Source organism: Pseudomonas sp. R3-18-08 (assembly GCF_003852065.1).
Lineage (GTDB): Bacteria > Pseudomonadota > Gammaproteobacteria > Pseudomonadales > Pseudomonadaceae > Aquipseudomonas.
The window spans coordinates 1,702,663-1,718,541 of sequence record NZ_CP027729.1; the positions used below are offsets into that span (position 1 = coordinate 1,702,663).

Below are 15,879 nucleotides of genomic sequence, written 5' to 3' on the forward strand. Positions count from 1 at the left end.
ACAAACTATGACGGCTCGCCGCTGGCTCACTGCACCATGCGATAACACGGCACATACGCTGCTCCGCCCGGCAATTTCATCCGGTGCTGGGCGACGAAGGCCTTTAGCAGTTCATCCAGCGGTTTCATGATCGCCGGGTCGCCGTGGATTTCGTACGGGCCCTTTTCTTCGATCAAACGAATGCCTTTGTCCTTCACGTTACCCGCCACGATCCCCGAGAACGCGCGACGCAGGTTGGCCGCCAGTTCATGGGGCGGCAGCGCGTGGGTCAGTTGCAGGCTGGCCATGTTTTCGTGGGTCGGGTCGAAGGGGCGCTGGAAGCCTTCGTCGATCTTCAACAGCCAGTTGAAGTGGAATGCGTCGTTGCGCTCGCGACGGAACTGTTTGACCGCCTTGAGCCCTGCGGTCATCTGGCGCGCGACTTCGGCCGGGTCGTCGATGATGATCTGGTAATGCTTCTGCGCCGCTTCGCCGAGGGTCGCGCCGACGAACGCATGCAGTTGTTCCAGGTAAGGCGCCGCATGTTTGGGCCCGGTCAGCACGACCGGGAACGGCAGGTCGCGGTTGTCCGGGTGCATCAGGATGCCCAGCAGGTAGAGAAATTCCTCGGCCGTACCGGCGCCGCCAGGAAAGATGATGATGCCGTGGCCGACACGCACGAAGGCTTCGAGGCGTTTCTCGATGTCCGGCAGGATGACCAGCTCGTTGACGATCGGGTTGGGCGCTTCGGCGGCGATGATGCCTGGCTCGGTCAGGCCCAGGTAGCGGCCGCCGGTGATGCGCTGTTTGGCGTGGGAAATAGTCGCGCCTTTCATCGGACCTTTCATCACGCCGGGGCCGCAGCCGGTGCACACGTCGAGGCTGCGCAGGCCCAGTTCGTGGCCGACCTTCTTGGTGTATTTGTATTCTTCGGTGTTGATGGAGTGGCCGCCCCAGCACACGACGATCTTGGGTTCGACACCCGCGCGCAGCGTACGGGCGTTGCGCAGCAGGTGGAACACGTAGTCGGTGATGCCTTGGGAGTTGCTCAGGTCGATGCGCTGGCTGTCCAGCTCGTTCTCGGTGTAGACGATGTCACGCAGGGCGCTGAACAGCATTTCGCGGGTGCTGGCGATCATTTCGCCATCGACGAAGGCATCGGCCGGCGCGTTGAGCAGCTCCAGGCGCACGCCGCGATCCTGCTGGTGGATACGCACTTCGAAGTCTTTGTAGGCGTCGAGGATGGTTTTGGCGTTGTCGATATGCGCGCCGGTGTTGAGGATCGCCAGGGCGCACTGGCGGAACAGGGCGTAGATGCTGCCGCTGCCGGCTTCACTCAGTTGCTGGACTTCACGTTGGGACAGGGTTTCGAGGCTGCCCTTGGGGCTGACGGAGGCATTGATCACTTGACGTTGGGGCATTCTGGTTCCTTGAAAGCACAGCCATCGCGTCTACAAAAGGCGCAATGGCTTGAGAATGATGCGCGCCGTATACGGTCGCACGAGACGGTTATTTACCTCACGCGCAAGGCCGAGTGCAAATACCGTCCAGCACCATCATGCCGCAGAACTTACTGGATCAGCTTCCAGTTTTTGTAGAAAACCCGACGCAGGGTGAACACCAGGCCGGCAAACCCCGAGATCACGGCGTTCAACACGGAGGGCACCGGGGTCGGTCGCACAATATCGATGAACAGGCAGTAACGTTTCGCATCGTTCTTGTTAAAGGATGCATGCATCAGCGTGTCATCGAAGATGAACAGCGGGTCGTCGTGCCAATAGTGCTTGTGCTTGCCCACCTGGATATACACACCCTCGTGATGCGGCGCCGGCGCCATGTTGTAGAGCACGCGGAACATCATGCGCAACGGGCCGAAATGGAAGGACGTCGAGCGGTTCTCGTTGAACACCGACACGCCGATGGTTTTCACGAATGGCAGTTTCTTGCGCAGTTGCGGGATGTCCAGGGCGGTTTCGATCGGACGACCGTACCACTGGAAAAACAACATGCCGCGTTTCTTCTCGGCCATGCGTGCGTCCAGGTAACTGATGATTTCTTCCTTGCGGGCCATGGCGTCGTTGATGACCTGTTGCAGGTCTTCGCGCCAGGCGAGCGGCAGATCGCCCAGGGTGTAGACATGACGGTTGCGGCGGCTCAGCAGGTCGAACAGGGTGTTGAACGGCGCCAGGATCCAGGTGTTGCGGCCGTTGCCGATGAAATATTTCTTGAAGGTAGCGCGGTCATACAGGCCATTACGCAGGAAGTCATACACACCGCAAACCACCACCAGCAGCAAAAACGCCAGGCTGGTGCGCGGAAAACAGGCGATAAACAGTAAAACGCCGAGCACCCAGGCGAGGGATATCAGCTTTTTACCCACGGCATTTTTGCTCATGAAACGCGGCTCCAGGCCTGAAACATAATGAAACAATTTCGTCATGATAGAGCTTTATGGCGCGCGCAGGCGTTTTAAATAGTTCGAAAATTGTGAAGTCGCTGCACAATTTGTAACCGGCCCCAGAGGCAAGCGGGTTTGGGTGGATTGAATTTTGAGAACGGAAGATTTGCGACTATCGTGACGCTTCGGTTTTTCAGACGTCATAGACCGGTACGATTGAAGTTGAATGGCCACCATTGGCCTTCGGCACCTTGGAAGAGGCAGAATTTTATGATCATCAAACCGCGGGTTCGTGGCTTTATCTGTGTGACCGCTCACCCTGTTGGCTGTGAAGCGAACGTCAAGGAACAGATTGACTACGTGACTCAACACGGCGCCATCGAAGGCGGCCCTAAAAAGGTGCTGGTCCTCGGCGCTTCCACCGGCTACGGCCTGGCCGCGCGCATCAGTGCCGCGTTTGGCTGCGGTGCCGACACCCTGGGCGTGTTTTTTGAAAAAGAAGGCGAAGAAGGCAAGCTGAGCTCCGCTGGCTGGTACAACAGCGCGGCGTTCGAGAAGTTTGCCGTGGAAAAAGGCCTGTACGCCAAGAGCATCAACGGCGACGCGTTTTCCGATGAGATCAAGCGCCTGACCATCGACACCATCAAGAAAGACCTGGGCAAGATCGACCTGGTGGTCTACAGCCTGGCCGCGCCACGCCGTACCGGCCCGCAAGGCGTGGTGCACACTTCCACCCTCAAGCCGATCGGCAAGGCCGTGACCCTGCGCGGTATCAACACCGACAAGGGCGTCGTGGTCGACACCACCCTCGAGCCTGCCACCCAGGAAGAAATCGACGGCACCGTCAAAGTGATGGGCGGTGAAGACTGGCAGCTGTGGATCGACGCCCTGCGTGACGCCGATGTACTGGCTGAAGGCGCCAAGACCACCGCGTTCACCTACCTCGGTGAGAAGCTGACCCAGGACATCTACTGGAACGGTTCCATCGGCGAAGCCAAGAAAGACCTCGACAAGAAAGTCCTGACCCTGCGCGACAACCTCGCTGCGCTCAAGGGCGATGCCCGCGTGTCGGTACTCAAGGCCGTGGTCACCCAGGCCAGCTCGGCGATCCCGATCATGCCGCTGTACCTGTCGCTGCTGTTCAAGGTGATGAAGGAGCAGGGCACCCACGAAGGCTGCATCGAGCAGGTCTACGGCCTGTTCAAGGACAGCCTGTACGGCAAAGAGCCCAAGCTTGATGCTGACGGCCGCCTGCGCGCCGACCTGGCCGAACTGGAGCCGAAGGTCCAGGACGCCGTGGCCGCGCTGTGGAATCAGGTAACTGACGACAACGTTAACGAAATCAGCGATTTTGCCGGTTACAAGGCTGAGTTCCTGCGTTTGTTCGGTTTTGAAGTCGACGGCGTGGACTACGACGCGGACGTGAACCCGACCGTCAAGATCAACGGTCTGGTCCAGGCATAAGCGCTATCACTGTGGCGGCTTGATAATCGACTTATCAAGCCGCTTTTTGCTGCTCAGCTGTCAGGCTTGCCTGGAACCAGACAGGCGCTGTTTTGCCAGGGTGAAGTCTGACCGCCTCACATTCACCACCTCCTTCTCCCATAGCGGATTGAGCGGCACGTGATAACCGCTGTCCTTGGCGGTCTTTATCAGCTCAGCCATTTCCCTGCTGTCATGGATGATACTGATCTCATCGAATCTACCTAGCTTTGCCGGCAGGAAGAAAGTCGCCGGGTAGTTTGCTGCCACGTCCGTTGCAGGGCTGCCTGAGTCTGCATTGTGATGGACCACCCGCTCCGCGTCGCCAACCAGCTTTCGATTGATGATTCCGATCATTTCCTCTATTCGCGGCGTGATATTGCCGAGATCGGGGTTTTCCTTGCGGTAGAAATGAGCGGCATTTTCAAAGTCCGCCGATAATTCCCGTGGAACTTGCTGGTAGTGGCTAACCCGATCCCTGAAGACACTGTGGGCGATGTCGGGTACCGGCAGCTTATCCTGAGCGCCAAAGTCACTTAGGTGAGGCGCGATCATGTGCAGGTCATAGTCGGCGGTCAAGGCCTTGCCCTCTGGCTGCTTGGCCAGCACGTGCAGCACCTTGCCGTTGTGCGTGATCAGATAGTTGTCGCCGCCAGGCGAGGCGGGATGGGCTTGGAATGCATAATGCTGCTGACTTGGCCCGCGAGCGCTCAATTGCAGAGTGCCATCACCTCCGCGAGCTGCCCGCCCAGTGATTTGGCCAAGTTTTACCAGCTCGTCAATGCGATGACGCGAGAGTTTCAAGGGGATCGAGACTGCATGGCCTTGCTCGATGCAGTCCAGGATCTGCGCGTTGGCGTTAGCCACCGTTTCCGGTGATTTGTGCGCGAACTGTTCGAGCTTGCTAAATGCCTGGTCCGTACAGATCAAGCCGGACTGTGGCCCCCAATTGGCACTTTTGCCTTTGATATGAAAGTCCTTGGTGGGGTGCCCAGCTTCTATCAGCCCTGTGGCCACGGATTCGACCGGGCGTATGCCGATGATGGAGTTGGTGGCTGCCGCTATCCGTTGCAAGGGGGCGAGGTGGCTCGACACTATTCCGGTTTGCGCTTTTACCTGGTCGATCAGTGCATGCGGCGCATCGACCTCCGGCGTAGTGCTGGCCTGCACAAGCGCCTGGTTGCGTTGCAGCACTTCCAGACTGAGCGCGGAAGGTGATGTTACAGCGGTAATCATGGCAATCATTGGAATACCTCTACGTCACGTTTTTTGCGACCGCATTGATGATTCCTTTCAGTCATGGATTTCCCTGAGAGCGAAGCTCACCTTAAACGATGCTTTCGGCGATGTGAGTGGGCGTTTCACTTTTCAGAACGGTCCTACCGTGGCTTACCTTTTGCTGTTTGCTCCGGCATGCAAGACTGCGTCATCCATGTGCTCAAACAGGAGGACCCATGACGATTCGTGCAGTCGTGTTTGATTTCGGCGGTGTGTTGTTTGACTGGAACCCGCAACATCTGTACCGCAAGCTCATTGCCGACGAGCAGGAGCGGCAATGGTTTCTCGACAATATCTGCACCCAGGCCTGGAACACTGAACAGGATGCTGGCCGCACCCTCGCCGAAGCCACCCGCCACCTGATTGAGGAACATCCCGAATATCAGAGCCTGATCCAGGCTTATTACGAGCGCTGGCACGAGATGTTGCGTGGCGAATTGCCAGAAGGTGTTGCAATTCTCACTGCATTGCATCAAGCGAATATGCCGTTGTTCGGGTTGACCAACTGGTCGGCGGAAACCTTTCCCTATGCCCGCGAGCACTATCCGTTCCTGCAGTTTTTCCGCGATATCGTCGTCTCGGGCCAGTTGAAACTGATCAAGCCTGACCCTGCGATCTACCATGCCAGCCTCGCTCAGGTGCGCGTTCATTTGCCGGATGTCCAGCCTGGCGAAGTGGTGTTTATCGATGACGTCGCGGGCAATGTCGAAGCGGCTGTGGCCCTTGGCTGGCAGGGTATTCACCATGTGTCGGCCGAGCGTACTGCCGCCCATTTGCGTAAGCTGGGGGTGGGCTTCTAGCGCGCCCACTTCTCCATGGCAAAGTCGACAAAGGCGCGCAGCTTGGGCAAGCGGTAACGGTCTTGACGATACAGCAGATGCATGGGGCGGCTGGATAGTTGATAGCGCGTCAGCAAGGCTACCAACTTGCCGCTCTCCAGGTCCTGCTGCACCAGGGCATCGGCCAGCATGCTGATGCCCATCCCATTGACGGCCGCCTGGCGCAAGCCCTGCGAGCTGTTGATGGTCAATGAGCCGGAGACCGGAACCTCTACCTCGCCGTCCTCGTCGGTCATGCGCCACAGCTTGTCGGTGTCGCGCCAGTTGTCGTTCGCCGGATAGGCGAACGCCAGGCAGTTGTGGTGCCGCAAGTCATCGGGCGTCGACGGCGTGCCGCGTCGCGCCAGGTAATCAGGCGACGCGCAGAGGGTCAGGGTGTAATCCTGCAGTGGCCGGGCGATCAGGCTGGAGGTTCCCAGGTCGCCGAGACGGATTGCCACGTCGAAGCCGCTGTCGACCAAGTCCATCCGCTCATTGCTCAGCACCACGTACAGGTCGATCTGCGGGTAGCGCTGGGAAAATTCGCTCAAGGCCGGCACCAGGCGTTCGCTGCCGAATACCGGTGGCACGGTAATACGCAGGCAGCCTTTGGGCGTTTCGCTGTGGATCTGCTCCGCCAGCAGTTCGGAGTCGGCCACCAGCCCGAGCACCTCCAGGCAGCGCTGGTAGTACTCCCCGCCGAATTCCGTGAGGCTTTGTTTGCGCGTGGTGCGCTTGAGCAGGCTGACCCCCAGGCGCTGCTCCAGCGCGCGCAGGTGATTGCCGACCATTGTGGTCGACATTCCGCATTCATGTGCGGCGGCGGTCATGCTGCCGGTCTCCACGACTTTCACGTACACCGACATTGCCTGGAACACATCCATTATCAAGCCCTGGTTCAAAGTCATTGCAGGAATGCGCAGTTTATCCAGCACGAGTGGCTAACGATACTGCACTCATCCTCACGATGCACTGGAGCTTGCCACCATGACCGCCGCCTGCCTGATGACCACGTATCAACCTTTGGCCCTGAGCTTCACCCGTGGCCTGGGTACGCGCCTGTGGGACCAGCAGGGCCGTGAATACCTCGACGCGGTGGCCGGTGTGGCGGTGACGAATGTGGGCCACTCCCACCCAAGGCTGGTGGCGGCGATCCGTGAGCAAGCGGGCCTGCTGCTGCATACCTCCAACCTCTACAGCATCGATTGGCAGCAGCAATTGGCGCGGCGCCTGACCCAGCTATCCGGCCTGGACTGCGCGTTCTTCAACAACTCCGGCGCCGAAGCCAACGAGACGGCGCTGAAGCTGGCACGCTTGTATGGCTGGAAAAAAGGCATTGAAGAGCCGTTGGTGGTGGTGATGGAGAACGCCTTCCACGGGCGTACCCTCGGCACCATGGCGGCCAGTGACGGGCCCTCGGTGCGCCTGGGTTTCCAGCGTTTGCCGGGGGATTTTCTCAAAGTCGGGTTTGGCGATCTGGCGGCCCTCGAGGCCATTACTGAACAATTCGGCACGCGCATAGCGGCCGTGCTGCTCGAACCGATCCAGGGCGAAAGTGGCGTGTTGCCCGCGCCCCCCGGCTACCTGAAAGCCCTGCGCGATCACTGCACTCGCCACGGCTGGCTGATGATGCTGGATGAAATCCAGACCGGCATCGGCCGCACCGGCGCTTGGTTCGCCTTCCAGCACGAAGGCATTACCCCGGACGTGATGACCCTGGCCAAAGGCCTCGGCAACGGCGTGCCCATCGGCGCCTGCCTGGCCCGGGCCGCCGTCGGCCAGTTGTTTACCCCCGGCAGTCACGGCAGCACCTTTGGCGGCAATCCGTTGGCCTGCCGGGTGGGCTGCACGGTGCTGGACATCATTGAAGAGCAAGGCTTGCTGCAGAACGCTGCGCAACAAGGTGCACGGCTGTTGGCGCGGTTGCGGGTGGAATTGAGCGAGCATCCGCAGGTAGTGGCGATTCGCGGGCAGGGCCTGATGATCGGCATCGAACTGGCGCGCCCGTATCGCGAGCTGGCCCAGCGTGCGGCGCAGGAGCATGGGCTGCTGATCAACGTGACGCGCGGCAAGATCATCCGCCTGCTGCCACCGCTGACGCTGGATGCCAAGGAAGTCGAGATGATCGTAAGGGCGATCACCCGCCTATTGGACTGAAACCTCCCACAGGGGATCTGCGTCATTCTTCAGAGATCATTGCCGTTCAGCCATTCCTGGTTCATGGTTTCGGTATCCCCCAGGTATTCCAACAACCACGTCATCGCCGGCGACAGTTTGTTCTGCGCCCAAGCCACGCATGAGGGGCTGGCAGGGAAGGGCCGGTGCAGTTGCAGCGCCACCAACTCACCGCGCTCGATCCACGGCAGCACCTGATGCGCCGGGGCCATGCCGACGCACAAGCCATCACGCAGACAATCGAGCGCCGAGGACCAGTTGGGCACCACCAGGCGCCGCTGGTTATCCAGGGTCCAGGTATCGCGCTTGGGCAGGTTGCGTGAGGTGTCGGTCATGCACAGGGAGGCATATGGGCGCAGTTGATCGTCACTGAGCAGGCCTTCTATCGCCGCCAAGGGATGCCTGGCGCTGACCACGCACAGCCAGTTCAACAGGCCCATGTCGCGGAATGTGAAGTGGCTGGCCACCGGCACCGCGCTGGTAGCGCCGATCACGATGTCGGTGCGCTCGTCCGCCAGGGCGTCCCACACGCCGTTGTACACCTCGTACTCCAGCAGCAATTCCACTTCGGGAAACTGCCGATAGAAATCCAGCACCAGTTGCCGACAGCGCTGCGGCTTGACTATGGAATCCACTGCCACCTTCAATTGCCCGCTCCAGCCATTGGCCACCTGCTGGCACAAGCGCCGTGTGCCGAGCATTTTTTTCATCACGCCCCGGGCTTCGTCTATAAACAGCCGGCCGGCGGGCGTCAGCTCCACGTCACGGTGGCGCCGTATGAACAGCGGCACCGCCAGCCATTCCTCAAGCTGACGCACCGTATAGCTGATGGCCGACGGTACGCGATGCAGTTCCTGAGCGGCGGCGCTGAAGCTGCCGTGGCGTGCGACGGCATCGACCACATCCAGGGAGTATTCGGACCACATGGCGGCTGCCTTCAAAATTATTGATAAGAGTGTCCAATTATTATCGCTTCACAGGAAAACTGTCAGCTTCATAATGGGCGCCAGTCAGCAAATAGTTTGATGGCAGGATCTACAAGGCTTCAATGAAAAATTCTTTTGGTTTCACTTGGTATCTGGCGGGGCTGAGCATGCTCGGTTATCTCGCCATGGACATGTATTTGCCGGCGTTTGGCGCCATGGGCGCGCAGTTGCAGATTGGCGCCGGGGCCGTGGGCGCCAGCTTGAGTATTTTCCTCGCCGGGTTTGCGCTAGGGCAGTTGCTGTGGGGGCCGTTGTCCGACCGGCTCGGGCGCAAGCCGGTGCTGCTTACCGGACTGAGCCTGTTTGTACTGGGGTGCCTGGGCATGTTCTGGGTGCAGACCGCGCCGCAGTTGTGGGCGCTGCGTTTTATCCAGGCGATCGGTGTGTGTTCCGCCGCCGTGAGTTGGCAGGCGCTGGTGATTGATCGCTACCCGGCCGACAAGGCGCACCGCGTGTTCGCCAGCATCATGCCGCTGATGTCGCTATCGCCGGCCCTGGCGCCGCTGTTGGGCGCGATGGTGTTGAATCACTTTGGCTGGCAGGCGATTTTCGGCGTGTTGCTGGGTGTATCGCTGCTCTTGCTGCTACCGACCGTGTTCCTGCGCAGCGCGCCGAAGCGCCAGACGGACGCACCGGTGCGCCTGGGCTATGCACAGCTGCTCACTTCACGGGTATTTACCGGCAACGTCATGATATTTGCCGCCTGCTCCGCCAGTTTCTTTGCCTGGTTGACTGCTTCGCCATTTATCCTCGGCGGCATGGGTTACAGCCCGAATGACATCGGCCTCAGCTACGTGTTGCCGACCCTGGCGTTTCTGGTCGGCGGCTACAGTTGCCGCAGCGCCTTGCAACGTTTGCCGGGCAAGACCCTGCTGCCGTGGCTGCTCGCGTTCTACTGCCTGAGCATGGTGGCGCTGTATCTGGTTGCAACCCTGACCGTGCCGACCCTTACTACCTTGCTGATTCCGTTCTGCCTGATGGCGCTGTGCAACGGTGCCAGCTACCCGATCGTGGTAGCGAATGCACTGATGCCCTTTGCGGAAAATTCCGGCAAGGCGGCGGCACTGCAAAATACCCTGCAGTTGGGCTTGTGCTTTCTCGCCAGCCTGTTGGTGTCATCGATGATCGAGCAGCCGCTGCTGATTACAGTGATTGTGATGCTGGCGACCGCGCCGCTGGCGGTGCTGGGGTATTGGTTGGCGCGGCCGAAGGCTGGCAGTCCAGAACTGGCAAGCGCTTGAACTGACAATACGGTCAAAATGTGGGAGGGGGCTTGCTCCCGATAGCTGTATATCAGCCACAACAGCAGTGACTGACACACCGCTATCGGGAGCAAGCCCCCTCCCACATTTGTATTGTGTTTCTTCAGTTAGAACGTCACTTCCATATTCACTGTCGGCGTTGAGGTGCGGCTACCTCGGCCACCGTCCACGCCGAACTTGTTATGCCAGTACTCGTAGCCAACGCCCAGGTACAGGTTCGGCTTGACGCTCTTGCCCGGCCGCAGCGCCACCATCAGCGCGGTGCGCATCAGGGCTTCCGGCGCAGTGTCGCGGCCATGATAATCCTCGCCTTTCTCCCCCACGTAATTGATGAAGCCCTGGAATTTCGCCGCGTGGTTGGCGATCTCGAACGGGCGCATCCATGTCAGGTTGAGCATGTAAGTGTCGTCAAAGGTGTGGTTCGATTCCTGCGCGCCGGGAATGCCTGTGTGGTTCTTTTCCTTGTAGTACATCAGGCTCAGGTCCAGCACACCGACGGTATTGAATTTCAAGGTGGGGCCGATGACCAGGGCGCGTTTTTTGGCGGAAGCGACGTTATTGTTGCGGTTGGCATCAAAACCCAGCGTCAGCGCGTAGTCCTTGACCAGCCCGGTGCCCAGCGGCGTGTCGAACACCCGTGAGGCATACAGTTGGTGCCGGTACACCGCGTACACCTCGCTGCCACCGTGGTCGGCGCCCTTGCGCGGGTCCTTGCTGTCGGAAAGGAATACATCGAGATTCAGAAAATTGCTGCCGTACTGGTAGCCGCTGGCGTGGGTGAAACTGTAGATGCGCTTGCTGAAGTCGTCGGGGTTGTTCGGGTTGGTGAAGTGCTGACCGTAGCGAAACCCCAGGCTGTTGTTCATCCATTCCACTGCGACAGCCTCGCCACCGCCGAGGAGGGTCAATGCGACGGTTGCGCCCTGCAATGCCTTTTTCATTCTGTTGGATCCTTTGGCGTTCTGGCTCATGACGGCCGAATTGTTTTTGTAACGCCGCGGCAGGGTATCTTGTGTGAACGATTGTATACAACTCTATGGACATACAGTCTGAACATTGCATACAGTGAGCGCACAACAAAAACAGAGACCCCTCACCATGACTATCCCGAAGGCGTCACCGCAGCGGCCCGAAGATGAAAATCTAGGCATCGCCGCCAACATGGCTTACGGCCTGCAGCATGTGCTCACCATGTACGGCGGCATCGTTGCTGTACCGTTGATCGTCGGCCAGGCGGCCGGGTTGTCACCTGCGGACATTGGCCTGTTGATCGCCGCGTCACTGTTCGCCGGTGGCCTGGCCACGCTGTTGCAAACCCTTGGCCTGCCGTTCTTCGGTTGTCAGCTGCCGCTGGTGCAGGGCGTGTCGTTCGCGGGTGTGGCGACGATGGTGGCGATCGTCGGCAGCGACGGGGCAGGGGGCGTGCCGGCGATTCTCGGCGCGGTGATGGCCGCGTCGTTCATTGGTTTGTTGATCACTCCGGTGTTCTCACGCATCACCCAGTTTTTCCCGCCGCTGGTGACCGGTATCGTGATTACCACCATCGGCCTGACCCTGATGCCCGTGGCGGCGCGCTGGGCCATGGGCGGCAACAGCCGCGCGGCGGATTTCGGCAGCATGTCGAATATCGGCCTGGCTGCACTGACGTTGGTGCTGGTGTTGCTGTTGAGCAAAATCGGCAGCGCAGCCATCTCGCGCTTGTCGATTTTGCTCGCGATGGTGATCGGCACAGTGATCGCGGTGTTGTTGGGTATGGCCGACTTCTCCGCCGTCACCCAGGGGCCGATGTTCGGTTTCCCCACGCCCTTCCATTTCGGCATGCCGACCTTTCATGTGGCGGCGATTATTTCCATGTGCATCGTGGTGATGGTCACGCTGGTGGAAACCTCGGCGGACATCCTGGCGGTGGGCGAGATCATCGACACTAAAGTCGACTCCAAACGCCTCGGCAATGGCCTGCGCGCCGACATGCTGTCGAGCATGTTCGCGCCGATCTTCGGTTCCTTCACGCAAAGCGCATTCGCCCAGAACGTCGGCCTGGTGGCGGTCACCGGGGTGAAGAGTCGGTTCGTGGTGGCAACGGGCGGGGTGTTCCTGGTGGTGCTGGGCCTGCTGCCGTTCATGGGCCGGGTGATTGCCGCCGTGCCCACATCGGTACTTGGCGGGGCCGGCATTGTGCTGTTCGGCACGGTGGCGGCCAGCGGTATTCGCACGCTGTCCAAGGTGGATTATCGCAACAACATGAACCTGATAATCGTGGCCACCAGTATCGGTTTCGGCATGATCCCCATCGCTGCCCCCAGCTTTTATGACCAGTTTCCCAGCTGGTTCGCGACCATTTTCCATTCGGGCATCAGTTCGTCGGCGATCATGGCGATCTTGCTGAACCTGACGTTCAACCATTTCACCGCCGGTAACTCGGACCAGCAATCGGTATTCGTGGCGGGCACTGAGCGCAGTTTGTGCTTTCGCGACGTGGCGGCGCTGCGCGATGGGGATTACTACCGGGGTGGGAAGTTGTTCGATGCCGAGGGTAAGGAGATTCCGCTGGTGGCGGATGCTCCCAGGAAGGCAGTGAAGCCTGAAGCCAGCAAGGTCTGAATGTGGGAGGGGGCAAGCCCCCTCCCACATTGGAATTCAGCCAGCTTTGAGCGCCGTGTGCTGCATTGAGCACACCTCATCCAGAAACTTCACCACAGTCCCCATGCACGCCTGGCGTTCTTCCACATGGGGCATATGGCTGGAGTCTTCGAACAGCGCCCAGCGTACGTCCGGGATTTCATCCAGGAACGGCTTGACCACCAACGGCGTGGCTTCGTCATGGCGACCGGAGATCACCAGGGTCGGCACCTTGATGGCCGACAGTCGGCCAATTACATTCCAATCCTTCAAGCTGCCAATCACATGGAACTCAGTCGGGCCGCTCATGGCGTGGTACACCGTCGGGTCGGCATCGACCTGGGCGAAGGTGCGCGCCACCTCTTCCGGCCATGGGTTGACGCGGCACACGTGCTGGTCGTAGAAAATCCGCGAAGCCGCTTGGTATTCCGGGTCCTGGTAGTTACCGGCGGCCTCATGCTTGAGCAGGGTTTCATGCACACCTTCGGGCAACAATTTGCGCAGCCGATTGGCCTCGCTGACCCAGGTGCGCATGCATGTCGGTGAGTTGGCCGGGATAAAGGCACGCAGGCCCTTGGGTTGCAAAATGGCATGTTCGCTGCCAAGCATGCCGCCCCAGGATTGCCCGAGGATCGCGTAGTTGTCGCTGATTTGCAGGTGGTCGAGCAGGTTGTTCAACTCGTCGAGGAACAAACCGATGGTCCAGAACGAAGAAGGCTTGTCAGGTAAATGCGTCGAGCGGCCGTTGCCCAACTGGTCGTAGTGAATCACCGCATGGCCGCTGGCGGCGACATCCTTGAATGCGTCGACGTAATCGTGGGTGCAGCCGGGGCCGCCATGGATGATCACCAGCGGTGTGCGGCCTGTCGCCAGTTCACCGGTGATGCGATACCACGTCTGATAGGCGCCGAAGGGTGCGTAGCCTTCGCGGACTTTCTCGATGAATTCCATTTCGTACCCTGCTCTGAAAAAAGGATCAGGGCTACGATAGTCTGCACGCAACGTTTAGGTAACTAGCAAAACAGCTAGGTTTTGCCTAAGGATCAATCGTCCAGCAACCGGTAGTGCGTGGCTCGCACCACCGCCTGCACGCGGTTCTTGGCGCCCAATTTGTGCATGGCCGACGCCAGGTGCAGGGTGACCACCGCGAGCGAACGGCTCAATTGCGCGGCGATCTCGGCCGCAGTCAAGCCCTCGGCGGCCCATTTCAGGCACTCGCGCTCGCGTTTGGTCAGATGGATATGCGGGTAGGTGCGCAACGCTTTGTTGAATAAAGGATAAGCCGCCTCCTGCAACGCATGGCTGATCACGCTGAAGTCCGACAAGGTTTGCTGCGCATCCTTCAATACCGTGCTCGCCGTACCGGTGCGCAGGCCGGTCAATGAGGCGAAGCCACCGCGGGGCAGGTGGATCGGTACGCTGACGCCGCAGGTCAACTGCTGTTCGTGCAGGTAGGACGAAACGGGTGCATGGCAGGGGTCGATGATCGTTTGCAGGGCAGTCTCGGCTTTTGCCTCATAAGACCAGACAAAGGGCGACACACTGTTCAAGGCCAGGTGTTGCACCGGGTCGATCTGATAGAACCCTTCGCTGCACCACAAGGCGTGCCAGTCGGTCGGCGTGTTGCGCAGTTGCAGCACCGAGGGCGTGATCAGCGCACCGTTGAGGTCGATAGGCACTGGCGTGTAATCGTACACCAGCGCATCGAAGCCCAACTGTTGGGCGAGGATAAACGTATTGTCCATCTGCTCGTCCAGGCTCCTGCCCGGCATCAGACGACTATTGAAGGCAGTTAGCTTGGCCAGCATCCGTTCTGCTCCCGAATTCATTTGAATCTCGACTTGCTGCAAGTAGAATGCCACGCCCCGGCGAAGGACTGCCAGGCCAAACCTATAAGAAACGCTAGGTTATGGACGCGCGGCATCCTCGGTAGTGTTGACGTGATAAACGGCCACTACCTGCCAGGCCGATACAACACAAGGAATGTATGCATGTGGCGTGAAATAGCCCCCGACCAGCGGTACAACGTGCAAGTCGACGGCCATAATCTCGTGGTCTACAGCTTTGGCGACGGCGATGAGGTGCTGCTGTGCCTCAACGGCGGCCCGGGCCTGCCGTGTGACTATTTGCGCGACGCCCATGGCTGGCTCAAAGAACATAACCTGCGAGTGGTTGCATTCGACCAGCTTGGCACCGGCGCATCAGCCAGACCGAACGACGTTTCCCTGTGGGAAATCCGCCGTTATGTCGAAGAAGTTGAAACCATCCGCCAGGCCCTGGACCTGGGCCGTGTGCACTTGCTCGGGCATTCCTGGGGCGGTTGGCTGGGCATCGAGTACGCCATTCATTATCCCGATGCGCTGAAAAGCCTGATCCTTGAAAACACCGTCGGCGATATTCCGCACCTGTCCCAGGAGCTTGAGCGCCTGCGCGGCGCCCTCGGCAGCGAAACCGTGGCCATGATGCAACGTCATGAAGCCATGGGCACCCTCGACCACCCGCAGTATCAAGCCGCCATCACCTTGCTCAACTATCGCCACGTCTGCCGCCTGGATGAATGGCCGGAGCCGGTCAAACGCTCCCTCGGCGATTGGAACATGGGACCCTACGAAACCATGCAAGGCCCCAACGAATTCCTGTATATCGGCAACCTCAAGGACTGGAACCGCCTTGCCGAAATGGCCGACTTCAGCATGCCGATGCTGATCACCACCGGCCAGCACGACGAACTCACCCCGGCCTGTGCCATGCGTATGAAAATGGCGGCCCGGCACGCCGAATTGCACGTATTTCCCAACAGCAGCCATATGCCGTTCTACGAAGAACCCCAGGCGTATTTTCCGGTGCTGCTGGACTTTCTCGCCCGCCACCGAGGCTGACGG

Annotated in this window: 14 protein-coding genes; 6 read left to right on the forward strand and 8 right to left on the reverse strand. The window is 59.7% G+C overall.

Annotated elements, in window-relative coordinates; genetic code table 11:
* Positions 1–26: 26 nt before the first annotated feature.
* Together ppnN and C4J92_RS07795 are read right to left on the reverse strand one after the other, a co-directional pair.
* Complete coding sequence (gene ppnN / locus C4J92_RS07790; protein ID WP_124403448.1) at positions 27–1,400, reverse strand: nucleotide 5'-monophosphate nucleosidase PpnN; 1,374 nt, start codon at positions 1,398–1,400, stop codon at positions 27–29.
* A gap of 149 nt (positions 1,401–1,549) precedes the next feature.
* Positions 1,550–2,374: an aspartyl/asparaginyl beta-hydroxylase domain-containing protein gene (locus C4J92_RS07795; RefSeq protein ID WP_124403449.1), complete on the reverse strand. Its 825-nt coding sequence runs from the start codon at positions 2,372–2,374 to the stop codon at positions 1,550–1,552.
* A gap of 273 nt (positions 2,375–2,647) precedes the next feature.
* On the opposite strand from C4J92_RS07795, the gene fabV reads away from it, so the two are divergent.
* Positions 2,648–3,841 carry an enoyl-ACP reductase FabV gene (gene fabV / locus C4J92_RS07800; RefSeq protein WP_124403450.1) on the forward strand — a complete coding sequence of 398 codons (1,194 nt, stop codon included), beginning with the start codon at positions 2,648–2,650 and terminating at the stop codon, positions 3,839–3,841.
* A gap of 60 nt (positions 3,842–3,901) precedes the next feature.
* On the opposite strand, the gene C4J92_RS07805 is transcribed toward fabV, so the two are convergent.
* On the reverse strand, positions 3,902–5,104 hold the full coding sequence (locus tag C4J92_RS07805) for an anthrax toxin-like adenylyl cyclase domain-containing protein (protein WP_124403451.1): 1,203 nt from the start codon (positions 5,102–5,104) through the stop codon (positions 3,902–3,904).
* Positions 5,105–5,313: 209 nt separating this feature from the next.
* Between C4J92_RS07805 and C4J92_RS07810 the strand changes: the two genes are divergently transcribed.
* Positions 5,314–5,937: an HAD family phosphatase gene (locus tag C4J92_RS07810; protein ID WP_124403452.1), complete on the forward strand. Its 624-nt coding sequence runs from the start codon at positions 5,314–5,316 to the stop codon at positions 5,935–5,937.
* Here C4J92_RS07810 and C4J92_RS07815 read toward each other — a convergent pair.
* Positions 5,934–6,839 (reverse strand): LysR family transcriptional regulator, encoded by a 906-nt coding sequence (locus C4J92_RS07815; protein ID WP_124372403.1) that lies wholly within the window; start codon positions 6,837–6,839, stop codon positions 5,934–5,936. The two genes, C4J92_RS07810 and C4J92_RS07815, sit on opposite strands and share 4 nt — an antisense overlap.
* Before the next feature lie 103 nt (positions 6,840–6,942).
* Here C4J92_RS07815 and C4J92_RS07820 point away from each other — a divergent pair, with 103 nt between their 5' ends.
* A complete protein-coding gene (locus tag C4J92_RS07820; protein ID WP_124403453.1) occupies positions 6,943–8,112 on the forward strand; it encodes an aspartate aminotransferase family protein in 1,170 nt (389 codons plus the stop codon).
* 29 nt (positions 8,113–8,141) lie between these two features.
* On the opposite strand, the gene punR is transcribed toward C4J92_RS07820, so the two are convergent.
* A complete protein-coding gene (gene punR / locus C4J92_RS07825; protein WP_124403454.1) occupies positions 8,142–9,056 on the reverse strand; it encodes a DNA-binding transcriptional activator PunR in 915 nt (304 codons plus the stop codon).
* Between the two features lie 122 nt (positions 9,057–9,178).
* Here punR and punC point away from each other — a divergent pair, with 122 nt between their 5' ends.
* Entirely contained in the window at positions 9,179–10,357 is a 1,179-nt protein-coding gene (punC, locus tag C4J92_RS07830; protein WP_124403455.1) for a purine nucleoside transporter PunC, read from the forward strand.
* Between the two features lie 128 nt (positions 10,358–10,485).
* On the opposite strand, the gene C4J92_RS07835 is transcribed toward punC, so the two are convergent.
* Positions 10,486–11,319, reverse strand: coding sequence for a nucleoside-binding protein (locus C4J92_RS07835; protein ID WP_124403456.1), 834 nt, complete (start codon positions 11,317–11,319; stop codon positions 10,486–10,488).
* 157 nt (positions 11,320–11,476) lie between these two features.
* On the opposite strand from C4J92_RS07835, the gene C4J92_RS07840 reads away from it, so the two are divergent.
* The gene (locus C4J92_RS07840; protein ID WP_124403457.1) at positions 11,477–12,979 is read left to right on the forward strand and encodes a nucleobase:cation symporter-2 family protein; all 1,503 of its coding nucleotides are present in this window, start codon (positions 11,477–11,479) and stop codon (positions 12,977–12,979) included.
* A gap of 36 nt (positions 12,980–13,015) precedes the next feature.
* On the opposite strand, the gene C4J92_RS07845 is transcribed toward C4J92_RS07840, so the two are convergent.
* Both C4J92_RS07845 and C4J92_RS07850 read right to left on the reverse strand, forming a co-directional pair.
* Positions 13,016–13,948, reverse strand: coding sequence for a proline iminopeptidase-family hydrolase (locus tag C4J92_RS07845; RefSeq protein WP_124366314.1), 933 nt, complete (start codon positions 13,946–13,948; stop codon positions 13,016–13,018).
* Positions 13,949–14,040: 92 nt separating this feature from the next.
* Positions 14,041–14,805 (reverse strand): LuxR family transcriptional regulator, encoded by a 765-nt coding sequence (locus C4J92_RS07850; protein WP_124366315.1) that lies wholly within the window; start codon positions 14,803–14,805, stop codon positions 14,041–14,043.
* A 183-nt stretch (positions 14,806–14,988) separates the two neighbouring features.
* Between C4J92_RS07850 and C4J92_RS07855 the strand changes: the two genes are divergently transcribed.
* Positions 14,989–15,876 (forward strand): proline iminopeptidase-family hydrolase, encoded by an 888-nt coding sequence (locus C4J92_RS07855; RefSeq protein WP_124403458.1) that lies wholly within the window; start codon positions 14,989–14,991, stop codon positions 15,874–15,876.
* The last annotated feature ends 3 nt before the right edge of the window (positions 15,877–15,879 follow it).

Excerpts from the sequence above, each read along its gene's own strand:
- ppnN (WP_124403448.1), bottom strand. The coding sequence starts at position 1,400 with ATGCCCCAACGTCAAGTGATCAATGCCTCCGTCAGCCCCAAGGGCAGC.
- C4J92_RS07795 (WP_124403449.1), bottom strand. The coding sequence starts at position 2,374 with ATGAGCAAAAATGCCGTGGGTAAAAAGCTGATATCCCTCGCCTGGGTG.
- fabV (WP_124403450.1), top strand. The coding sequence starts at position 2,648 with ATGATCATCAAACCGCGGGTTCGTGGCTTTATCTGTGTGACCGCTCAC.
- C4J92_RS07805 (WP_124403451.1), bottom strand. The coding sequence starts at position 5,104 with ATGATTGCCATGATTACCGCTGTAACATCACCTTCCGCGCTCAGTCTG.
- C4J92_RS07810 (WP_124403452.1), top strand. The coding sequence starts at position 5,314 with ATGACGATTCGTGCAGTCGTGTTTGATTTCGGCGGTGTGTTGTTTGAC.
- C4J92_RS07815 (WP_124372403.1), bottom strand. The coding sequence starts at position 6,839 with ATGGATGTGTTCCAGGCAATGTCGGTGTACGTGAAAGTCGTGGAGACC.
- C4J92_RS07820 (WP_124403453.1), top strand. The coding sequence starts at position 6,943 with ATGACCGCCGCCTGCCTGATGACCACGTATCAACCTTTGGCCCTGAGC.
- punR (WP_124403454.1), bottom strand. The coding sequence starts at position 9,056 with ATGTGGTCCGAATACTCCCTGGATGTGGTCGATGCCGTCGCACGCCAC.
- punC (WP_124403455.1), top strand. The coding sequence starts at position 9,179 with ATGAAAAATTCTTTTGGTTTCACTTGGTATCTGGCGGGGCTGAGCATG.
- C4J92_RS07835 (WP_124403456.1), bottom strand. The coding sequence starts at position 11,319 with ATGAAAAAGGCATTGCAGGGCGCAACCGTCGCATTGACCCTCCTCGGC.
- C4J92_RS07840 (WP_124403457.1), top strand. The coding sequence starts at position 11,477 with ATGACTATCCCGAAGGCGTCACCGCAGCGGCCCGAAGATGAAAATCTA.
- C4J92_RS07845 (WP_124366314.1), bottom strand. The coding sequence starts at position 13,948 with ATGGAATTCATCGAGAAAGTCCGCGAAGGCTACGCACCCTTCGGCGCC.
- C4J92_RS07850 (WP_124366315.1), bottom strand. The coding sequence starts at position 14,805 with ATGCTGGCCAAGCTAACTGCCTTCAATAGTCGTCTGATGCCGGGCAGG.
- C4J92_RS07855 (WP_124403458.1), top strand. The coding sequence starts at position 14,989 with ATGTGGCGTGAAATAGCCCCCGACCAGCGGTACAACGTGCAAGTCGAC.